This window comes from Niallia sp. Sow4_A1 (genome assembly GCF_052116745.1).
Lineage (GTDB): Bacteria > Bacillota > Bacilli > Bacillales > Cytobacillaceae > Niallia > Niallia hominis.
The window spans coordinates 1-18402 of sequence record NZ_JBQKKM010000003.1 but is presented as its reverse complement, the minus strand read 5'-3'; the positions used below and the strand labels follow the sequence as shown (position 1 = coordinate 18402).

Below are 18402 nucleotides of genomic sequence, written 5' to 3'. Positions count from 1 at the left end.
TAAAATGGCAGAGATTAAGGTACCAGAATTAGCTGAATCCATTACAGAGGGAACAGTAGCACAATGGTTGAAGAAAACAGGGGAGTACGTAGAAAAGGGAGATTTTATTGTTGAACTAGAAACAGATAAAGTAAATGTGGAAATTATTTCGGAAGAAAGTGGCATTATTCAAGAATTAAAAGCAAGTGAAGGAGACACTGTCCAAGTTGGGGAAACAATTGCGATTGTAAATGCACAAGGGGCAGCAGCTGAACAACCAAAAGCAGTAGAAGTAGTAGAAGAAAAGCAAGTTGCAGAGGAAATAACAGAAGCTCCACAAGCAGAACAGCCTAAGGTACAAGAAGATTTATCGGGTACGAAACAACTTCCGATTGCTTCTCCAGCAGCTCGCAAATTGGCACGTGAGCGAGGAATTGATTTAGCTGCTGTAAAAACAAATGATCCGTTAGGAAGAGTTAGAGCACAAGATGTAGCAGCATTTGAGCAAAAGCAAGTTGAAGTTCCAGCAGCTCAGCCATCACAAGCTCCTAAAGCAGCTACATCCACTCCTGCCGCTGAAATGGATAACCGAGTAGAAAGAGTTAGAATGACAAGAAGAAGACAAACTATTGCTAATCGCCTATTAGAAGTAAAACAAAATACAGCAATGCTGACTACTTTTAATGAAGTAGATATGACAAATATTATGGCACTTAGAAATCGTCGGAAAGATACGTTCCAAAAAGAGAATGATGTGAAGCTCGGATTTATGTCTTTCTTTACAAAAGCTGTCGTAGCTGCTTTAAAGAAAGCGCCGCTACTAAATGCAGAAATTCAAGGCGATCAAATCGTATTGAAAAAATATTATGATATTGGTATTGCCGTTTCAACAGACGAAGGACTTGTTGTACCTGTATTAAGAGATGCGGACCGAAAAAACTTCGCAGAAATTGAAGGGGAAATTTTAGGTTTTGCTAGTAAAGCTAGAAATAATAAACTTTCCTTGAGCGATTTGCAAGGTGGTACATTTACCATTACTAACGGTGGTGTGTTCGGCTCCTTGTTATCTACTCCAATTCTTAATGGGCCACAGGTTGGAATACTCGGAATGCATAAAATTCAATTACGCCCTGTCGCAATTGATGCAGAAAGAATGGAAAATCGTCCAATGATGTATCTTGCGCTTTCCTACGATCATCGAATTATCGATGGGAAAGAAGCCGTTACCTTCCTAGCTAGAATTAAAGCATTACTAGAGGATCCAGAATCTTTATTATTTGAAGCATAAGTAATGATTTAAATAGATACAGGTGGTTTTCACATGGAAACCACCTGTATTCTTTTTATACTTGAATAATTTTTCCTCTAAACTTTTAAAAAGAAAGGAGTAGATTATGAAAGACAATGACACCGTACTAGTTTTTGTATATGGCTCCTTGTTAAAGAATGAAGTGAATTATTTTATGATGACAAATTATACATGTGTTGCTGAAGACGTTTGGATTTACGGGAGATTATATGATGCTAGCTTAGAATATCCTTTTTTAATCATAGATAATCATAAAAAAGTATTTGGAGAATTATACGAAGTCCCAGTAGAAGAAGTATCTATACTTGATGCATTTGAAGATTATGAGCCTGAAGGAAAGGATAATCTCTATGTACGGAAAGAAGTGACAGTATATAGGGACAATGAAACTTGGCAAGCATTTGTATATGTCTGTAATCAAGAAGAAATGCTGCAACAAGAAATAACAGAGGGAAGTTGGCGAGCATATAGAAACAAACAGTCAAAAAAATGTTTCTAACATAATAACTCTTTTGGTTTAATGGACACTCCTTCTGTGGTATAGATTACTATCGACATCATAGAAAGAAGGTCATAATATGTATATTCAAGAACATAATAATTTATATGTTATCAAGTATGATCATACATCCTATTATGCAATGGATTTCAAACGCTTAGATTGGATAAATGGCGTTTGCTATGTGACTTTTCTACAAGCATATACAGGAAAATGGTTTACTTTTGAAAGAAATAAGATTAAGTGGATGGTAAAGGAAAAAGAGAATTTAGTTTCATAAGGAGAACATGTTGCACTATGTATCGGTTTCCCTTTATACTAGGATAGTACTAGAATGAAAGGAGCAAAGAAATGATACATCAAAATTGGGAAAATAAACAAACCATTAAAAGAGTAAAATGTATACATACCGATGCAAGCAAATACATTGTTAATAGAGTGTTAACTGTTGGAAAAGAATATGAAGTGAAAAACGAAACAGAGGAATTTTACTTTGTAGTTGATAATACCGGTAAAGTCGGCGGATTTTACAAGGATTACTTTCAAACAATATAAGAAGATTAGATGTCTTAAATGAGCAATTCAGTTATGAATAGGAGGACCAATTCGCTAATAGAATCCCTCTCCTTAAACATAACGAATATCATTTTAGAGACATCTTTTTTGTTTTTCATTACAACCCTTTTTATAATTTATATAATAGTCAAGAGGATGAATAAATCATGAGTTATTTTTATGTTGGGCTTGGTGGAGTAATTGGAAGTATATTAAGATATGTAGTTGGCCAAGTTCCTTTTCCGTATGAATTTCCATTTCAGACAATGGTGATAAATACTATTGGTTCTTTTGTTTTAGGATGGTTCACCAGTGCAATTATCAAAAAACAAAAGATTAAATCAGTATATGCAACAGCGATTGGAACAGGAATGATTGGTTCTTTTACAACTTTATCCACACTTAGCATGGATGCTGTACAGTTAGTAGCTGTAGGGAATTATTTACTTGCAACATTTTACGTAGCTGGTAGTGCTGTATTCGGATTTATGTTTGCAGTTATAGGATTAAAATTGGGAGAAAGAAAGTGGAGTCGATCAAATGCTTAATAACCTTCTATTAGTCGGGTTGGGGGCATTTCTTGGTGCCATCAGTCGATTTGCACTTATTAATGAATTGAAAAAAAGAATACAGTCAAGTATCCCTATTCCAACAATGATTGTAAATATTAGTGGATCGTTCCTATTAGGATTACTAGTGGGATTGAAGGTATATACAAGTATATATTTTATTATGGCAGTTGGTTTTTTGGGAGCATATACAACCTTTTCAACATTAGCAGTTGAAGCTGTAACATTAATGAGAGAAAAGAAAAATGGAGCTTTTTTCCTTTATTCTTTAGGAACCTTTTTTGGAGGGATTTTATTTTGTCTAGCAGGTTGGAAACTTGCTTTAATCTTATAAATAAGTCTTTCAAATAGGAAGAAAGAAAAAGGACAAATTTTACTAGAATAGCTTTCAGTAAAATTTGTCCTTTATCATTATTTCTCTGTAACTACTTTTGCGTTAATGGGTTGTGGAGGATATAGCTTTCTCCCTAACAAGGATTGAAAGGTTAGAAAGATACCGCCGACAGTCCAATAGAGCGGTAAAGCTGCAGGTGCATTTAAAGAAACCATAACGATCATGACAGGAGATAGTAATCCCATTATGCGCATTTGCTTTTTTTGTTCTTGTGTCATAGTACTTTGAGAAACTCTAAACTGCAGATAATAAACAATTCCTGCTAATGCAGTTAAAATAAGGTCAGATTGACCTAAATTAAACCATAAGAAAGAATGGCTAGCTATTTCATGAGAACCGCGGATTGCATAATAGAAACCCATTAAAATTGGCATTTGAATCAGCATAGGCAAACAACCGATATTTAAGGGATTAATATTATTCTTCTTGTATAAATCCATCATTTCCATTTGTAGTTTTTGCTGCTCTTTTTGATCTTTTGTGCTTTTGATTTTTTTCTGGATAGCATCCATTTCAGGTTTAATAAGTTCCATTTTTCCTTTCATATGCTGTTGGTTTTTATATTGCTTTAGCATTAATGGCATAAGGACTAAGCGGATCACTAATGTGATAAGAATAATCGCAAGACCATAGCTTCCAGCAAAGACATCAGCAGTCCCATGAATAATCGCTATGAAAGGTTCTACAAATACTTTATGGAAAAACCCATCATTATTTCCTGTTGTTGAAGATGAACATGCACTCAGTAAAATAGTTGAAAAACTTAACAGCATAATTAATAAAGTGTTTTTAGATAATTTTTTCAATGTAATTCCTCCAAATTGTTAGTTAAATATTAGATAACAATGGAGAAATTAGGTTTTTCAGGATCATCATGAGAACTCTCTATTCTTTTACGGATATTTTTAACAATCCAGTGCAAAATAGGAGTATTATATTTTTGAACATTCATATTTATTGTTGTGATTGAAACATCTAGCGACAATTTCTGTTCTGTCGCAAAGAATTCCTGTTGGATGGTAGTCTTTATATTCCAATCCCATAAGTATTTCAGTACTAGACCTACTAAAAATGTATAGTAAACCGTTTGATAACTAGGAAAAAATGTAAAGTCTAATAATAAATCAATCATTTATACACCTCATTATTAGTGAACAATAAAATTATATCGAAATCACCGTTGAAAAGCAATTTGCAACTGGGACTATAGTAGAATTTTAAAGAGATTATGAAATATTTATGACAATTTATTAGTAACACAAAAACAATGTGATTATTTACCATTTTATAAAAAGCGGAGGATTTCCTTTCAATAAAATCAGAAGAATTGAGTATTTACAATAGGAAAAAATAAAATGAATGGTATAATAAAGGATAGTTTAAATAAAACCGCGGATGTTTCATAAATTCGTTTATTACTGAACTTGATGTAATAGATGTAACTATTAAATAGTGCATCAACTATCAGCAATTATAAGATATACTCCCATTTGTTCAGATAAAACAAAATTTGCGAAATCATCTTATTTTATTATCATAAGTGGAAGATGAAGGGGGATTTAATGAAAGCTCTAATTAATATTGATTATACTTTTGACTTTGTAGAGGGCAATTTACCATGTGGGATACCTGGCATTGCGATAGAAAAAGAAATTGTGAGTATAACAGAGCGTTTTATCGAAAATGGAGATTATACGGTGTTTGCCATTGATTTGCATACATTAAATGATAATTATCATCCAGAATCTAAGCTTTTCCCACCTCATAATATAGCTGGAACCAAGGGAAGAGAGTTGTATGGAGCACTTCAAAAAACATATGAAAATAATAAAGAGTTAACCAATGTTTATTGGATCGATAAGACTAGATACAGTGCTTTTGCTGGCACAGACTTACATATTAAATTGCAAGAAAGGTCAATAAAAGATATCTATCTAGTTGGCGTTTGTACAGATATTTGTGTATTGCATACTGCTGTTGATGCTTATAATCATGGGTATAATATCCATATATATGAAAATGCCGTAGCAACATTTAATGAAATTGGCCATCAGTGGGCATTGGAGCACTTTAAAAATGTACTAGGAGCAAGGATCCTTTAGTCGTTTAAGGGTAGCAGGAGGATTATAATGAGTTTTAATTATGAAGATGACAGTTTAATGTTACATACCGATTTATACCAAATTAATATGGCAGAAACATACTGGGAAGATGGTATTGCAGAAAAGAATGCTGTCTTTGAAGTTTATTTTAGAAAATTACCATTTCATAATGGCTATGCCGTATTTGCAGGACTGGAGAGAGTTATTCAGTATTTAGAGAGTCTCCATTTTTCAGAAAATGATATTGACTATTTAAGACAAGAAGGGTTTAAAGAGGATTTTCTTGCTTATTTAAAGGATTTACAGTTTACTGGCAGCTTGCGTTCAGTTAAAGAAGGCGAAGTTGTTTTTGCAAATGAACCATTAATGAGAATAGAAGCACCTCTTGCGCAAGCACAAATCGTAGAAACAGCTATTTTAAATATTGTGAATTACCAAACATTGATTGCGACTAAAGCTTCAAGAATTAAAAATGTGATTGGTGATGAAATAGCAATGGAGTTTGGAAGCAGACGTGCCCATGAGTTAGATGCAGCCCTCTGGGGTACACGCGCTGCCTTTATTGGCGGTTTTAGTTCCACTTCGAATGTTAGAGCAGGGAAGCTATTTGGAATACCTATTTCTGGAACACATGCCCATTCCATGATTCAGGCATATCATGAAGAGTATATTGCTTTTCACAAATACGCAAGAAGACATAAGGACTGTGTGTTTTTAGTAGACACCTATGATACTTTGCGTTCTGGTGTGCCAACTGCAATTAAAGTGGCGAAAGAATTAGGAGAAAGCATTAATTTTCGCGGTGTTCGCTTAGACAGTGGAGACCTTGCTTACTTATCGAAAGAAGCAAGGAAAATGCTCGATGAAGCAGGTTTTACAGATGCAAAAATAGTTGCAAGTAATGATCTTGATGAATATACAATCATTAACTTAAAAGCACAAGGTGCAAAAATAGATATTTGGGGAATTGGCACGAAATTAATTACTGCATATGATCAACCAGCTCTTGGTGGTGTTTATAAACTTGTTTCGATAGAAGACGAGGATGGTACGATGCAAGATACGATAAAAATTAGTGGCAACCCAGAAAAAGTGACTACACCTGGGCTAAAAAGGGTATATCGAATTATAAACGATATAAATGGGAAGTCAGAAGGGGATTATATTTGTTTAGAATCGGAACATCCAGAAACGGAAGAGCGTTTAAAGATGTTCCATCCAACCCATACGTATATCAGTAAATTCGTTACGAATTTTACAGCTGTAGATATTCACCAAGATATATTTATAAATGGAAAATTAGTATATGATACGCCTGATATCTTTGCGATTCAAAAGTATTCACAGCAAAGCTTAGAAATACTATGGGATGAATATAAGCGTTCTTTAAATCCAGAAGAATACCCTGTAGATTTAAGCCCATTATGTTGGGAAAATAAAATGAATCTTTTAGAAAAAGTAAAGGTAACTATTCAAAATCGAAAATAAGGAGGAAAAATCATGAGTAGCTTACAACAAAAAATTATGAAGGATTTAAATGTCCAACCTGAAATTAATGCGAAAGAGGAAATTGAAAAAAGAGTCCAGTTTTTAAAGGATTATGCAAAAAAAGCGAAAGCGAAAGGCTTTGTCTTAGGAATAAGTGGTGGTCAAGATTCATCATTAGCTGGGAGATTAGCACAACTTGCAGTGGAACAATTACGTGAGGAAGGATATGACGCAACCTTTATTGCGGTAAGACTACCATATGGAGTTCAGGCAGATGAAGTAGATGCGATACGTGCATTAGAATTTATCAAAGCGGACAAAGAATATGTATTTAATGTAAAAACGCCGGTCGATGGTGTAAAAGAAGTATTTGATGGAATGAGTGAAACATCATTATCCGATTATCATAAAGGAAATGTAAAGGCTAGAATGCGTATGATTGCTCAATATGCAATTGGCGGCCAGGAGAATCTACTTGTTATTGGTACGGACCATGCAGCTGAAGCTGTTACAGGCTTCTTTACAAAATATGGTGATGGTGGTGCTGATATTCTACCTTTAACAGGCTTGTCTAAAAGACAAGGGAAGCAACTATTAAAAGAATTAAATGCAGAAGAAGCAATTTATCTAAAAGTTCCAACAGCTGATTTATTAGACAATAAACCGGGACAAGCTGATGAAACAGAGCTTGGAATAACTTACGATCAACTAGATGATTATTTAGAAGGAAAAGAAGTTAGTTCAGACGTTGCTGAAAAAATAGAAGCACGCTATTTAGTAACAGAGCATAAACGACAAGTTCCAGTTTCTATGTTTGACGAATGGTGGAAAGCATAATAGAAAAAACGAGGAGTCGAATATTTATTCGGTTCCTTTTTTTATAAAAAGCTAATTATCCTATTATTTCTTTATCAAAATAAGAACTTTGCACAAGCATGTCCTTAAATTTAGCATATTCTATAATGAAAGTACAAAATATGTAAATATGATAATATATTGTACGAAAAAATCAAAAGGAGGGAAATAAATGTTTAAAATTTTTGGTTTTGATGTTGATTTTGTTTTTTTAAATATTCCTGTATCCTTTGAATATGAATTTAAGATAGGAAAAAAACACCATGGTAACCGACCGCAGCCACCATTTCCGCCCTATCCTCCATATGCAAACAGAGATGTTTAATTAGAGGAATAATAAAGAGGTATGGTTTCATGCTGTGAAACCATGCCTCTTTTATTTAAGCTTTATCTACATGCTTCTATTCAGAATAGTAGTAGCGAACTCAACAGATTCTTGGGTAGGTGGTTCAATTCCTTGTAGAGGATATTCTAGTCCTAGTGTTTCCCATTTATAGACACCTAATTTGTGGTAAGGAAGAATATCGATTTTTTCTACGTTTTCTAATGTGGCAATAAAATCACTTAATCTTGTTAGGTCTTCTTCCGTATCATTAATCGTTGGTACTAATACATGTCTTACCCAGATAGGTATTTTTTTGTTTGATAAATATTTAGCGAAATCTAATATATGATCATTGCCCATTCCTGTTAGTTTAATATGTTTTCTACGGTCGATATGTTTTAAATCGAGTAAAACTAAATCGGTATATTTCATTAATTCGTCTAACTGTTCTTGAAATAAGGGAGCTTTAGAATAGCAACCGCCAGAAGAGTCAATGGTTGTGTGAATACCGAGTTTTTTACATTCTTTAAATATCTCGATTAAAAATGGAATTTGTAGTAATGGCTCCCCGCCACTTACAGTAATACCTCCACCAGAAGGTTCGATAAAAGGAAGGTATGTTTTTAAATCATTCATAATGTCCATAACTGACATTTGTTTCCCAGTACCAATTTCCCAAGTGTCTGCGTTATGACAAAATTGGCAGCGAAGTAAGCAGCCTTGTGTAAACACAACATAGCGAATACCAGGACCATCTACCGTTCCAAATGTTTCAATTGAATGTATATTGCCGTTCATGATTAATTCCTCCTTATAATAGACCCACGGAATTTCGAAGTAATACTGTAAGAGGTAGGGAAGAGGGATTAAGAATAATCCCTCGACCAAACTTACATTACATAGATTCGTGGAAAGTACGACTAATAACGTCTTGTTGTTGCTCACGTGTTAATTTAATAAAGTTTACTGCATATCCAGATACACGGATAGTTAATTGTGGATACAATTCTGGGTGTTCCATAGCATCTAATAATGTTTCTCTGTTAAATACGTTAACATTTAAGTGGTGACCCGCTTTTGTTGCATAGCCATCAAGGATAGATACTAAGTTATTTACACGGATATCATCTTCTTTACCTAATGCTTTCGGCACAATAGAGAATGTGTTTGAAATTCCGTCTAATGAGTAATCGTAAGGTAATTTAGCTACAGAAGATAGAGAAGCTAAAGTTCCTTTTGTATCACGTCCATGCATTGGGTTAGCTCCTGGAGCAAATGGTTCACCTGCACGTCGTCCATCTGGAGTATTACCAGTTTTCTTACCATACACAACGTTTGAAGTGATTGTTAAGATAGACATAGTATGCATAGAATTACGATATGTTTGATGTTTACGTAATTTTTTCATAAAGCTTTCAACAATACCAACCGCAATGCTATCAACCGCATCATCATTGTTTCCGTATTTAGGGAAATCGCCTTCTGTTTCAAAATCAACAGCAAGACCATTTTCGTCTCTGATAACTTTTACTTTCGCATATTTAATTGCACTTAATGAGTCTGCTACAACGCTTAATCCTGCAATACCTGTAGCCATTGTACGAAGGATTTCTGTGTCGTGAAGAGCCATTTCTATTCTTTCATAGCTGTATTTGTCATGCATATAATGGATAACGTTTAATGTGTTAATATATAGTCCAGCTAACCATTCCATCATATTATCGAATTTTTCACTTACTTCTTTGTAGTCTAGATATTCAGAAGTTATTGGCGCAAATTTAGGACCAACTTGGATTTTAAATTTCTCGTCTTTACCACCATTGATTGCATATAATAAACATTTCGCAAGGTTAGCACGTGCACCGAAGAACTGCATTTGCTTACCGATTGCCATTGCGGAAACACAGCACGCAATACCGTAATCATCTCCCCATTGAGGTTTCATGATATCATCGTTCTCATATTGGATAGCGCTCGTTTGAATAGACATTTGAGAACAGAATTTTTTAAAGTTTTCAGGTAACTGAGTGGACCAAAGAACTGTTAAGTTTGGCTCTGGAGCAGGTCCTAGATTGTCTAATGTATGAAGGAAGCGGAATGAGTTCTTTGTTACTAAAGGTCTTCCGTCATTAGCCATACCACCAATAGATTCTGTTACCCATGTTGGGTCACCACTAAATAATTCGTTATAGTCAGGAGTACGAGCAAATTTTACAAGACGAAGCTTCATAATAAAGTGATCGACAATTTCTTGAGCTTCTTTTTCTGTTAAGGTGCCATTCTCCAAATCTCTTTCTACATAAATATCTAAGAATGTAGATACACGTCCTAAGCTCATTGCTGCACCGTTTTGTTCTTTAATTGCAGCAAGGTAGCCAAGATATACCCATTGGAAAGCTTCTTGAGCATTTGCTGCTGGTTTTGATAAATCAAATCCGTAGCTTGCTCCCAATTCTTTTAATTCGTTTAATGCACGAATTTGTTCAGAAAGTTCTTCTCTTAATCGGATAGTTTCTTCTGTCATAACGGAGCTTGTAGCTTTTTTATCTTTTTGTTTTTCGTTGATTAAGAAGTCTACTCCGTATAGTGCAACACGGCGATAGTCACCAATAATTCTTCCGCGGCCATAAGCATCTGGAAGACCAGTAATGATTGCAGCTTTTCTTGCTAATCTCATTTCATCAGTATAGGCATCAAATACTCCAGCATTGTGAGTTTTGCGGTGTTCGGTAAAGAATTTTTCTAATTCTTCGTCTGCTTTATAGCCATAAGATTCACAAGCTTGAACTGCCATTCTAATACCACCGTTTGGTTGGAAAGAACGTTTGAAAGGCTCATCTGTCTGAACACCAACAACTTTTTCCTTTGCTTTATCTAAGTAACCAGGACCGTGAGAAGTAATCGTTGATACGATATCAGTATCTAAATCGTAAACACCGCCTCTTTCTCTTTCTAATTTACTTAATTCCATTACTTGTTCCCATAATTGTGTAGTTTCTAATGTTGGACCAGATAAGAATGTAGAATCTCCGAAATACGGCTTAAAGTTTTTTAAGATGAAGTCACGAACATTTACTTCTTTTTGCCAAGAACCTTTTTTAAAGCCTTCCCAATAATTAGTTGTTTCTACTTTTTCCATTATAATCACCTCATGATTTAATAAAAATATATAACAGAAAGCTTTTTTCTTTCTGTTTTAACTATAACAGATTTTATGTGATAACTATCACAATAAATGTGTACATCTTGCGAATATTCTGTGGCATAAATGTGAACATCAATAATATCAAGGGATTAAGACGAAAAAGCAAAGATGGTTAAGGAGGGGTTGTAAAAAAAATCGAAAACAACTGTTATATAATTTTTTGGTTATTTTATCAAACTGTTATACAATAGTGTGAAGGTGTATAAAATTTATACAGTAAAAATTGGAGAAGAGGAGAAGTTTTCCTTTTAATAGAATAGTGATTTACATTTTGACCATACTATTGATAAGAAATAAACGATTGATAGAAAGAAAGTAGTTTTAAAAATTTCCTTTTCTTTACTAATATTTTTAATATATGATTAATCCTAGGTCAGAATGGATAGAATTATTCAAACATCATGTAAGAGGTGGTAAATATGTCAAACGGTATGAAAAAAATCTGGATTAATATGGCTAAGATACTCTTACCAATTGTCCTATTTATCATCGTTGTGCGAGAAATAAAGAATATGATTGTTTCAACAGATATACACCTTATATATGGATACTTGCAGATAATCCCTATTCAGAGCTTGTTTTATATTGTGATAGGGGGGTTCATGGCAACCTTACCAATGTTTTTTTACGATTTTTATCTTGCAAAGCATTTAAAGAAGGATATTCCCTTTGTAGAATTAGGGAAATATTCTTTTATAAGCAATTCAATTTCTAACTTAGTTGGTTTTGGTGGACTAATAGGTATCGCTTTACGAAACTTTTTTTACAAGCAATATGAAACGGATCGTAAGAAATTATTAAAAGGGATTGCTGTTGTAACTTTATTTTATTTAACAGGGATTAGTATTTTGGCATGGATTGCTATCTTATATAGTAAAAGATTAAATTTAATAGATGAACATATTTGGATATTTGCTAGCATTATTGTTGTAGGCTTAATATTTCCTGTTTTGGTCGTTAGTTATCAGAAGGTAAAATTACATAACTTTGTTTTTGAAAGAGAACAAATCCTTGGTTTAATATGTGTGTCGCTCATGGAATGGATTTTCTTGTTTTCCTATTTATTTTTAATTGCAAAACTAATTGCGCTTCCTGTCTCTGTCGGGGATTTCTTCTTGTTATTTTTAGTTGCTGCCTGTACAGGCATTATCAGTATGATTCCAGGGGGAATGGGCTCTTTTGAATTAATATTTTTATGGGGGATTGAATCATTAGGTGTAGAGTCAGAACAGATGCTAATTGTCCTATTTTTGTATCGTGTCGGCTATTATCTCCTACCATTTTTAATGGCAGTATTCCTTCTCTTAATGGAAGTCAGTAAAAAGATCAAGAAAAATGCAACAGCTATTCTAAGGGGCTTAACAAGTGAGTAGTACCCTTTACGTATAGATCAATATTTATTGTTTAAAATACAAAAGGATTTCAACTTTGTGACAAAATGATAGATGTTCTTTATTATTTAAATTTATTTGGTACAATAGTCATGGTATTTAAACACAGAAAAATAATAGGTGGGGGAAAATGAGAGAAACAATCAGCACGATCTGTTTCGTATTACTACTAGTATGTCTTCCTACAATAAGTCAAGCAAAAGAAAATGGGGAACCAGAACTAGTAAGCGAGGCGGCATTCTTATTAGATAGTGATACGGGAGCAGTATTATATGAAAAGAATGGATATAAGAGAATGTATCCTGCGAGTTTAACCAAAATAGCAACAGCAATTTATGCAATAGAAAAAGGTAATATGGATGATGTCATTACAGTTAGTGACAACGCATATTCAACAGAAGGGACAAGAGTTTATTTAGAAAAAGGGGAACAAGTAACATTAAGACATTTGCTTGATGGAATGTTAATTAATTCTGGAAATGACGCAGCAGTAGCTATTGCAGAATATCTTGATGGTTCAATTAGTAATTTTGAAAAGAATATAAATCAGTTTTTAAAAGAAGAAGTAAATGTTCATTCCACAAACTTCAAAAATCCCAATGGTCTTTTTCATAAAGAGCATTATACAACGGCTAACGATTTAGCATTAATTACGCAATATGCAATGCGAAATGAAACGTTTAGAGAGATATTTGGAACAAATGAATTAAAGTGGGATGGATTATCTTGGGACACGACCTTAGTTAGTCATCATCAAATGGTAAATGGGTCTAGACCATATGATAAGGTTACTGGTGGAAAAACCGGATTTGTTAATGAGTCGAAACAAACATTGGCAACAACAGCAGATAATGGAGAGCTACAACTAGTAGCTATTGTATTAAAAGGGAATTATAAGCGGGATGTATATAATGATACGGAGGATTTATTTGATTTTGGTTTTAATCAATATACACATAAAGTGATTCCTGCTGGAAAATCTTTTTTTGTAAATGGGACAACTTATGAAACAACGAAAGAGGAGAAAATTACAGTTGCTCGGACAAATGGGGAAGAAGAAGTATCCTCAAGTGGTGTATTAATGATTGAAAATGACAAAGGCGATATTCTACAATCGATACAATTAGCAAAAGTGTTGCCAGCAGAGGAAACATTTAAAGAAGATATTCCTGAAGAAGCTGTAAGAGAAGAGAAGAAATCTTCATTTCCCGGAATCGTCTTTATTATTCCGTTAGCGTTATTCTTTCTTTTTTATATGAAGAGAAGAGCAATTAGACGGTAACCTCGATAGGCAGAATAAACTAAATAGCAAATATAATATGTAATCGCTCGTATCCTATTCGGCGCTTCGAGTGTCTATATCACCTGAGTATTTATATAAAGTAGATAACCAGTATGGGAAACAAGGGCATTTGTAAATAGCTAAATTAGAGAAGAGCATTTCACATTCTTTTAGAGGATAAGAAAAAAACCGGGAATCCCGGTTTTTTTTATTACTTATACATAGCAGCTATATTTTTTTGTAAATCGGCATCTTCTAAATACTCATCATAATTCATTTGCTTATCAACAAGTCCACTAGGCGTAATTTCCAAAATACGATTAGCGATTGTAGATACAAATTGGTGGTCATGAGAAGTGAAGATCAACGAACCTTTAAAATTAATTAAACCATTATTTAAAGCTGTGATAGATTCTAAATCTAAGTGGTTTGTGGGCTCATCTAAAAGAAGTACATTTGCTCCACTTAGCATCATTTTAGATAACATACAACGAACTTTTTCTCCACCTGATAAAACACTAGGCTTTTTCAACACTTCTTCACCTGAAAATAACATACGACCTAAAAATCCTCTTAAGAAGCTTTCTGTTTGGTCATTTGGAGAATATTGACGGAGCCAATCCACAAGTGTAGCATCATCATTGCTAAAGTACTCTGAGTTTTCAGCAGGGAAATAGCTTTGAGAAGTGGTAACTCCCCATTTATAAGTGCCGCTATCTGGCTCCAATTCGCCTGCTAAAATACGGAAAAGAGTGGTTTTAGCAATTTCATTTGGACCAACGAGCGCAATTTTATCATCTTTATTCATAATAAAGCTTACATTATCAAGTACTTTTACTCCATCAATTGTTTTTGATAAGTTTTCAACTCTTAATAAGTCATTGCCGATTTCACGCTCTGGTGTAAAGGCGACATATGGATATTTTCTAGAAGATGGCTTAATGTCATCTAACGAAATTTTATCAAGTAATTTCTTTCTAGAAGTTGCCTGTTTCGATTTAGAAGCATTTGCACTAAAACGAGCAATAAAGTTTTGAAGCTCTTTGATCTTTTCTTCTTTCTTTTTGTTTGCATCATTTGCCATTCTAGCTGCTAATTGACTAGATTCATACCAGAAATCATAGTTACCAACATAAATTTGAATTCTGCTGAAATCTAAATCGGCAATATGGGTACAAACTTTGTTTAAGAAATGTCTGTCATGGGACACAACAATTACCGTATTTTCAAAGTTAATTAAAAATTCTTCTAACCACTTAATCGCATTTATATCAAGATGGTTAGTAGGCTCATCTAGTAGAAGAACATCTGGTTCACCGAAAAGAGCTTGTGCAAGTAAGACCTTCACTTTATCGGAACCGTTTAATTCAGCCATTGTCTTAGAATGAAGTTCTTCACCAATTCCTAGACCTTTTAAAAGAATGGCAGCCTCAGATTCGGCTTCCCAACCATTAAGTTCTGCGAATTCTCCTTCTAGCTCAGCTGCTTTCATACCATCTTCATCTGTGAAATTTTCTTTCATATAAATAGCATCTTTTTCCTGCATAACTTCATACAATCTTGCATGACCCATAATTACTACTTTAAGCACTTCATGTTCTTCGTATTCAAAGTGGTTCTGCTTTAAAACAGCAAGTCTTTCACCAGGACCTAAAGAAACATTTCCAGATTGTGCTTCTAGCTCACCAGAAAGAATTTTTAGGAAAGTGGACTTTCCAGCACCATTTGCTCCAATTAATCCATAGCAATTTCCTGGTGTAAATTTAATATTAACATCTTCAAATAATTTACGATCACCATATCGAAGACCTACATTCGTAACTGTTATCATTTAAAATCCTCCAAACTACAATATCCTTCAAATTATATCATTTTTAGAATAGAAGCGCGAATTATTTTCATAAGCTTACATATCAAATTGTTCTTTCGTTCTATTCTATCTATTTAAATAACAGTAGGGAATAATATATTCTTAGAGGAAGTGCGTCTAATTGCAATTGGTTTTAGAGTTTCCAGGTTCGGTATAGGAATTTCTTATATAAAAATATGTAATATGTCTGATGGAAAAAAGGAAACATGTTTATCATAATAGGTGGATAGGGTAAAAAATAATCAAAAAATAAAGGGTTTTCTTTCCAAGGATAGAATGTATAATATAGAACGTATTATCTTGGTTAAGAAATTTTTAAAATAACAAGAATAATGTCTAAATTTATTTATGATTTGTTCATAATTTCTTCATAAATTTCTAGTACACTAAAACTATTATAAGAAGTAAAGGAGTAGTTACTATGGCTAAAAAACAGCTAGTTGAATTGGTAAATAAAATGAAAAAATCCGGTATCAAAATTAGCTTTACAAAGCCAAGATCTCAGTTTTCTGTAGCCATTCAACAGAAGAATAAATTAACAACCACGACACACTAATCAAGATAACTTATGCTGTGTAAGTGGATGTGGTCAAAAAGTACATATCATATTGAAAGTATTGGGTGTGCCTTTTTGGAATAAATGAATTGTTAAGAAATGTTCATATTTTCACAATGTAATTCATTTTCCCTTTTGTATAATTATTATATACAGAAAGGAAGGTTTTACAATGGATATACACCCTATCGATAAAGCGATCAACTATGCGATGAAAAAGAAAGAAACAATTGATGATTCCTTTTTCCGTTATTTTGTAAAAGCAATTTTAGCAGGAATATATATCGGATTTGCTTTAATGCTATGTTATCGTTTAGCACAACCCTTTTTTGATGTTCATTCACCTGCAACATACATGATGACTAGTTTATTTTTTGGTATGGCTCTTGTACTTATTTCCTATGGTGGAGGTGAATTATTTACTGGCAACACCATGGCTTTTGCAATGAGCACCTTGTCTGGAGCAACAAGTTGGAAGGATACCATTTATAATTGGGTTACTACGTATTTTGGTAATTTAGTTGGCGCGCTATTTTTTGCTTTATTAATCTATTATTCTGGATTATTTAGCTTAGCTCCCAAAACAACTTGGCTTATGGATGTAGCCAATTCAAAAATGAGTGCTACAACACTAGAATTGTTTATTAGAGGAATCCTTTGTAACTGGTTAGTTTGTTTAGCTATTTGGATACCAATGAATATTAAAGGAGATGTCGGGAAAATAATTGCAACATTATTAATTGTATTTTCCTTTATGATTTCAGGTTATGAGCATAGTGTTGCAAATATGGCTCTTTTCGCCATTTCTCTAATTGTTCCTCATCCAGAAACAATTACCGTTGCAAATGCATTGCACAATCTCATCCCAGTTACGATTGGTAATATTGTTGGAGGGGCATTCTTTGTAGGTGCACTAAACTTATATATTTTTCCTAAGAAAAAAGGAAAAGCAAAAGATCCTGCTTTACATGTAACTACATCAAGATCTATTGCAAAGTAATACTAATTATATTTACCTCTAGTAAAACTGCCGAAAAACATAGCATGTTTTTCGGCAGCCGCTATCCAATATGACTCATGCTTAATGAAAAAATTAATCCTACACATGCAACAAATCCTACGGTAGGTCCTCCTTGCTCAAATGCTTCTGGCAACATAGTTGAGCAAACCATCGCAATTAATCCACCAGCCCCAAATGACTGAATGCTTGAAAGCATAGTAGGGGAAGCATTTTCTAAAAATAAATACCCAACTGAGCTACTAATAGCAGAAATGACAATCACACTACTCCAAAGCATTAATATTTTTTTATGTGAATATTGATCTTTTTTTAATCCTACTGTGGAAGATAAAGATTCTGGAAAGTTACTGATGAAAATTGCTATTAAAAATAGGAGATCCACTTTTTGTGTATATAACAAGCTAAGACCGATAATCATGGATTCTGGAATAGCATCCATTAAAGTACCGACAAAAATCGCTAAACCTGAATGTCCCTCTGGATTTTTATGTGATCGTTTTCGATTAGATCCGCCTTTTCGATAAAGGAAAATTTCAATAATGGTAAATAAACATGCTCCTGCTAAAAAAGCGATAGCAGTAGTAAACATACCACTTTTATTTACAGCTTCAATTAAAAGTTCAAAAGAAGAGGCACCTATTAAAATACCTGTTCCTAAAGCCATAAAATAGGCAATAATTCTTTTTGGAATGGAAAGAAATAATCCTATGACAGAACCTGCAAGCAATGAAGAGCTAGCAATTGCCCCCCACATGGCTGCTTCTAACATATTAAAAACTCCTTTTTACTTTACTTATTTTTCATTCTGCTACTTAAGAAATTATTTTTAAATTATTTGCGTTTTTTTTTGGAATATGTAAGCTTTTCTTTTCATACATAACCTTTTTTAGTGGTACTGTCAATATTTTTGTGTAAATGACTTTTCAACTTCTCAAGGTAGATGATCACCTTCGTATTCAAATAGATTTGTTCGAAGTGTTGATTTGGGTGTCTAGGAAAGGG

General features: G+C 33.6%; 20 protein-coding genes. 14 read left to right on the top strand and 6 right to left on the bottom strand.

Features of this window, described 5'->3' with window-relative positions:
* Positions 1–4 precede the first annotated feature (4 nt).
* From odhB to ACTQ5K_RS02245, 6 genes are all read left to right on the top strand, one after another.
* The gene (odhB, locus tag ACTQ5K_RS02270) at positions 5–1267 is read left to right on the top strand and encodes a 2-oxoglutarate dehydrogenase complex dihydrolipoyllysine-residue succinyltransferase (protein ID WP_441993486.1); all 1263 of its coding nucleotides are present in this window, start codon (positions 5–7) and stop codon (positions 1265–1267) included.
* Positions 1268–1373: 106 nt separating this feature from the next.
* A complete protein-coding gene (locus tag ACTQ5K_RS02265; RefSeq protein WP_441993484.1) occupies positions 1374–1787 on the top strand; it encodes a gamma-glutamylcyclotransferase family protein in 414 nt (137 codons plus the stop codon).
* A 79-nt stretch (positions 1788–1866) separates the two neighbouring features.
* Entirely contained in the window at positions 1867–2067 is a 201-nt protein-coding gene (locus ACTQ5K_RS02260) for a hypothetical protein (protein WP_031538726.1), read from the top strand.
* 71 nt (positions 2068–2138) lie between these two features.
* The gene (locus ACTQ5K_RS02255) at positions 2139–2342 is read left to right on the top strand and encodes a DUF6501 family protein (protein ID WP_031538728.1); all 204 of its coding nucleotides are present in this window, start codon (positions 2139–2141) and stop codon (positions 2340–2342) included.
* A 167-nt stretch (positions 2343–2509) separates the two neighbouring features.
* Positions 2510–2890, top strand: a complete 381-nt coding sequence (locus tag ACTQ5K_RS02250; protein WP_031538730.1) for a fluoride efflux transporter FluC — start codon at positions 2510–2512, stop codon at positions 2888–2890.
* Positions 2883–3245 (top strand): fluoride efflux transporter FluC, encoded by a 363-nt coding sequence (locus ACTQ5K_RS02245; protein WP_441993481.1) that lies wholly within the window; start codon positions 2883–2885, stop codon positions 3243–3245. Before ACTQ5K_RS02250 ends, ACTQ5K_RS02245 begins: the two co-directional genes overlap by 8 nt.
* A gap of 77 nt (positions 3246–3322) precedes the next feature.
* Here ACTQ5K_RS02245 and yidC read toward each other — a convergent pair whose 3' ends face one another.
* Positions 3323–4111 carry a membrane protein insertase YidC gene (gene yidC, locus ACTQ5K_RS02240; RefSeq protein ID WP_031538734.1) on the bottom strand — a complete coding sequence of 263 codons (789 nt, stop codon included), beginning with the start codon at positions 4109–4111 and terminating at the stop codon, positions 3323–3325.
* Between the two features lie 29 nt (positions 4112–4140).
* Positions 4141–4437: a hypothetical protein gene (locus tag ACTQ5K_RS02235; RefSeq protein ID WP_031538735.1), complete on the bottom strand. Its 297-nt coding sequence runs from the start codon at positions 4435–4437 to the stop codon at positions 4141–4143.
* Between the two features lie 430 nt (positions 4438–4867).
* Here ACTQ5K_RS02235 and ACTQ5K_RS02230 point away from each other — a divergent pair, with 430 nt between their 5' ends.
* The 4 genes from ACTQ5K_RS02230 to ACTQ5K_RS02215 all read left to right on the top strand — a co-directional run bounded on the left by ACTQ5K_RS02230 (position 4868) and on the right by ACTQ5K_RS02215 (position 8075).
* Complete coding sequence (locus ACTQ5K_RS02230; protein WP_031538736.1) at positions 4868–5407, top strand: cysteine hydrolase family protein; 540 nt, start codon at positions 4868–4870, stop codon at positions 5405–5407.
* A gap of 27 nt (positions 5408–5434) precedes the next feature.
* Positions 5435–6895 (top strand): nicotinate phosphoribosyltransferase, encoded by a 1461-nt coding sequence (locus tag ACTQ5K_RS02225; RefSeq protein WP_031538738.1) that lies wholly within the window; start codon positions 5435–5437, stop codon positions 6893–6895.
* A 12-nt stretch (positions 6896–6907) separates the two neighbouring features.
* A complete protein-coding gene (gene nadE, locus ACTQ5K_RS02220; protein WP_031538740.1) occupies positions 6908–7732 on the top strand; it encodes an ammonia-dependent NAD(+) synthetase in 825 nt (274 codons plus the stop codon).
* 190 nt (positions 7733–7922) lie between these two features.
* Positions 7923–8075 carry a hypothetical protein gene (locus tag ACTQ5K_RS02215; protein ID WP_155986767.1) on the top strand — a complete coding sequence of 51 codons (153 nt, stop codon included), beginning with the start codon at positions 7923–7925 and terminating at the stop codon, positions 8073–8075.
* Between the two features lie 66 nt (positions 8076–8141).
* On the opposite strand, the gene pflA is transcribed toward ACTQ5K_RS02215, so the two are convergent.
* Positions 8142–8873 (bottom strand): pyruvate formate-lyase-activating protein, encoded by a 732-nt coding sequence (gene pflA / locus ACTQ5K_RS02210; protein WP_031536561.1) that lies wholly within the window; start codon positions 8871–8873, stop codon positions 8142–8144.
* A 97-nt stretch (positions 8874–8970) separates the two neighbouring features.
* Positions 8971–11214 (bottom strand): formate C-acetyltransferase, encoded by a 2244-nt coding sequence (gene pflB, locus ACTQ5K_RS02205; RefSeq protein WP_031536560.1) that lies wholly within the window; start codon positions 11212–11214, stop codon positions 8971–8973.
* Between the two features lie 485 nt (positions 11215–11699).
* Here pflB and ACTQ5K_RS02200 point away from each other — a divergent pair, with 485 nt between their 5' ends.
* Positions 11700–12653 carry a lysylphosphatidylglycerol synthase domain-containing protein gene (locus ACTQ5K_RS02200; RefSeq protein WP_031536559.1) on the top strand — a complete coding sequence of 318 codons (954 nt, stop codon included), beginning with the start codon at positions 11700–11702 and terminating at the stop codon, positions 12651–12653.
* Between the two features lie 148 nt (positions 12654–12801).
* Positions 12802–13953 carry a D-alanyl-D-alanine carboxypeptidase family protein gene (locus tag ACTQ5K_RS02195; protein WP_251630136.1) on the top strand — a complete coding sequence of 384 codons (1152 nt, stop codon included), beginning with the start codon at positions 12802–12804 and terminating at the stop codon, positions 13951–13953.
* 211 nt (positions 13954–14164) lie between these two features.
* Here the strand turns inward: ACTQ5K_RS02195 and ACTQ5K_RS02190 are convergent, their stop codons facing one another.
* Positions 14165–15784, bottom strand: coding sequence for an ABC-F family ATP-binding cassette domain-containing protein (locus tag ACTQ5K_RS02190; protein ID WP_031536557.1), 1620 nt, complete (start codon positions 15782–15784; stop codon positions 14165–14167).
* Positions 15785–16244: 460 nt separating this feature from the next.
* Between ACTQ5K_RS02190 and ACTQ5K_RS02185 the strand changes: the two genes are divergently transcribed.
* Positions 16245–16379 carry a hypothetical protein gene (locus ACTQ5K_RS02185; protein ID WP_349204560.1) on the top strand — a complete coding sequence of 45 codons (135 nt, stop codon included), beginning with the start codon at positions 16245–16247 and terminating at the stop codon, positions 16377–16379.
* Positions 16380–16551: 172 nt separating this feature from the next.
* On the top strand, positions 16552–17379 hold the full coding sequence (locus ACTQ5K_RS02180) for a formate/nitrite transporter family protein (RefSeq protein WP_031536556.1): 828 nt from the start codon (positions 16552–16554) through the stop codon (positions 17377–17379).
* 61 nt (positions 17380–17440) lie between these two features.
* Here ACTQ5K_RS02180 and ACTQ5K_RS02175 read toward each other — a convergent pair whose 3' ends face one another.
* Positions 17441–18169, bottom strand: a complete 729-nt coding sequence (locus ACTQ5K_RS02175; protein WP_031536555.1) for a ZIP family metal transporter — start codon at positions 18167–18169, stop codon at positions 17441–17443.
* Between the last annotated feature and the right edge of the window lie 233 nt (positions 18170–18402).

Excerpts from the sequence above, each read along its gene's own strand:
- nadE (WP_031538740.1), top strand. The coding sequence starts at position 6,908 with ATGAGTAGCTTACAACAAAAAATTATGAAGGATTTAAATGTCCAACCT.
- ACTQ5K_RS02235 (WP_031538735.1), bottom strand. The coding sequence starts at position 4,437 with ATGATTGATTTATTATTAGACTTTACATTTTTTCCTAGTTATCAAACG.
- ACTQ5K_RS02250 (WP_031538730.1), top strand. The coding sequence starts at position 2,510 with ATGAGTTATTTTTATGTTGGGCTTGGTGGAGTAATTGGAAGTATATTA.
- ACTQ5K_RS02195 (WP_251630136.1), top strand. The coding sequence starts at position 12,802 with ATGAGAGAAACAATCAGCACGATCTGTTTCGTATTACTACTAGTATGT.
- ACTQ5K_RS02230 (WP_031538736.1), top strand. The coding sequence starts at position 4,868 with ATGAAAGCTCTAATTAATATTGATTATACTTTTGACTTTGTAGAGGGC.
- ACTQ5K_RS02190 (WP_031536557.1), bottom strand. The coding sequence starts at position 15,784 with ATGATAACAGTTACGAATGTAGGTCTTCGATATGGTGATCGTAAATTA.
- ACTQ5K_RS02255 (WP_031538728.1), top strand. The coding sequence starts at position 2,139 with ATGATACATCAAAATTGGGAAAATAAACAAACCATTAAAAGAGTAAAA.
- ACTQ5K_RS02185 (WP_349204560.1), top strand. The coding sequence starts at position 16,245 with ATGGCTAAAAAACAGCTAGTTGAATTGGTAAATAAAATGAAAAAATCC.
- ACTQ5K_RS02260 (WP_031538726.1), top strand. The coding sequence starts at position 1,867 with ATGTATATTCAAGAACATAATAATTTATATGTTATCAAGTATGATCAT.
- odhB (WP_441993486.1), top strand. The coding sequence starts at position 5 with ATGGCAGAGATTAAGGTACCAGAATTAGCTGAATCCATTACAGAGGGA.
- ACTQ5K_RS02245 (WP_441993481.1), top strand. The coding sequence starts at position 2,883 with ATGCTTAATAACCTTCTATTAGTCGGGTTGGGGGCATTTCTTGGTGCC.
- ACTQ5K_RS02175 (WP_031536555.1), bottom strand. The coding sequence starts at position 18,169 with ATGTTAGAAGCAGCCATGTGGGGGGCAATTGCTAGCTCTTCATTGCTT.
- ACTQ5K_RS02180 (WP_031536556.1), top strand. The coding sequence starts at position 16,552 with ATGGATATACACCCTATCGATAAAGCGATCAACTATGCGATGAAAAAG.
- ACTQ5K_RS02215 (WP_155986767.1), top strand. The coding sequence starts at position 7,923 with ATGTTTAAAATTTTTGGTTTTGATGTTGATTTTGTTTTTTTAAATATT.
- ACTQ5K_RS02265 (WP_441993484.1), top strand. The coding sequence starts at position 1,374 with ATGAAAGACAATGACACCGTACTAGTTTTTGTATATGGCTCCTTGTTA.
- ACTQ5K_RS02225 (WP_031538738.1), top strand. The coding sequence starts at position 5,435 with ATGAGTTTTAATTATGAAGATGACAGTTTAATGTTACATACCGATTTA.
- pflB (WP_031536560.1), bottom strand. The coding sequence starts at position 11,214 with ATGGAAAAAGTAGAAACAACTAATTATTGGGAAGGCTTTAAAAAAGGT.
- pflA (WP_031536561.1), bottom strand. The coding sequence starts at position 8,873 with ATGAACGGCAATATACATTCAATTGAAACATTTGGAACGGTAGATGGT.
- ACTQ5K_RS02200 (WP_031536559.1), top strand. The coding sequence starts at position 11,700 with ATGTCAAACGGTATGAAAAAAATCTGGATTAATATGGCTAAGATACTC.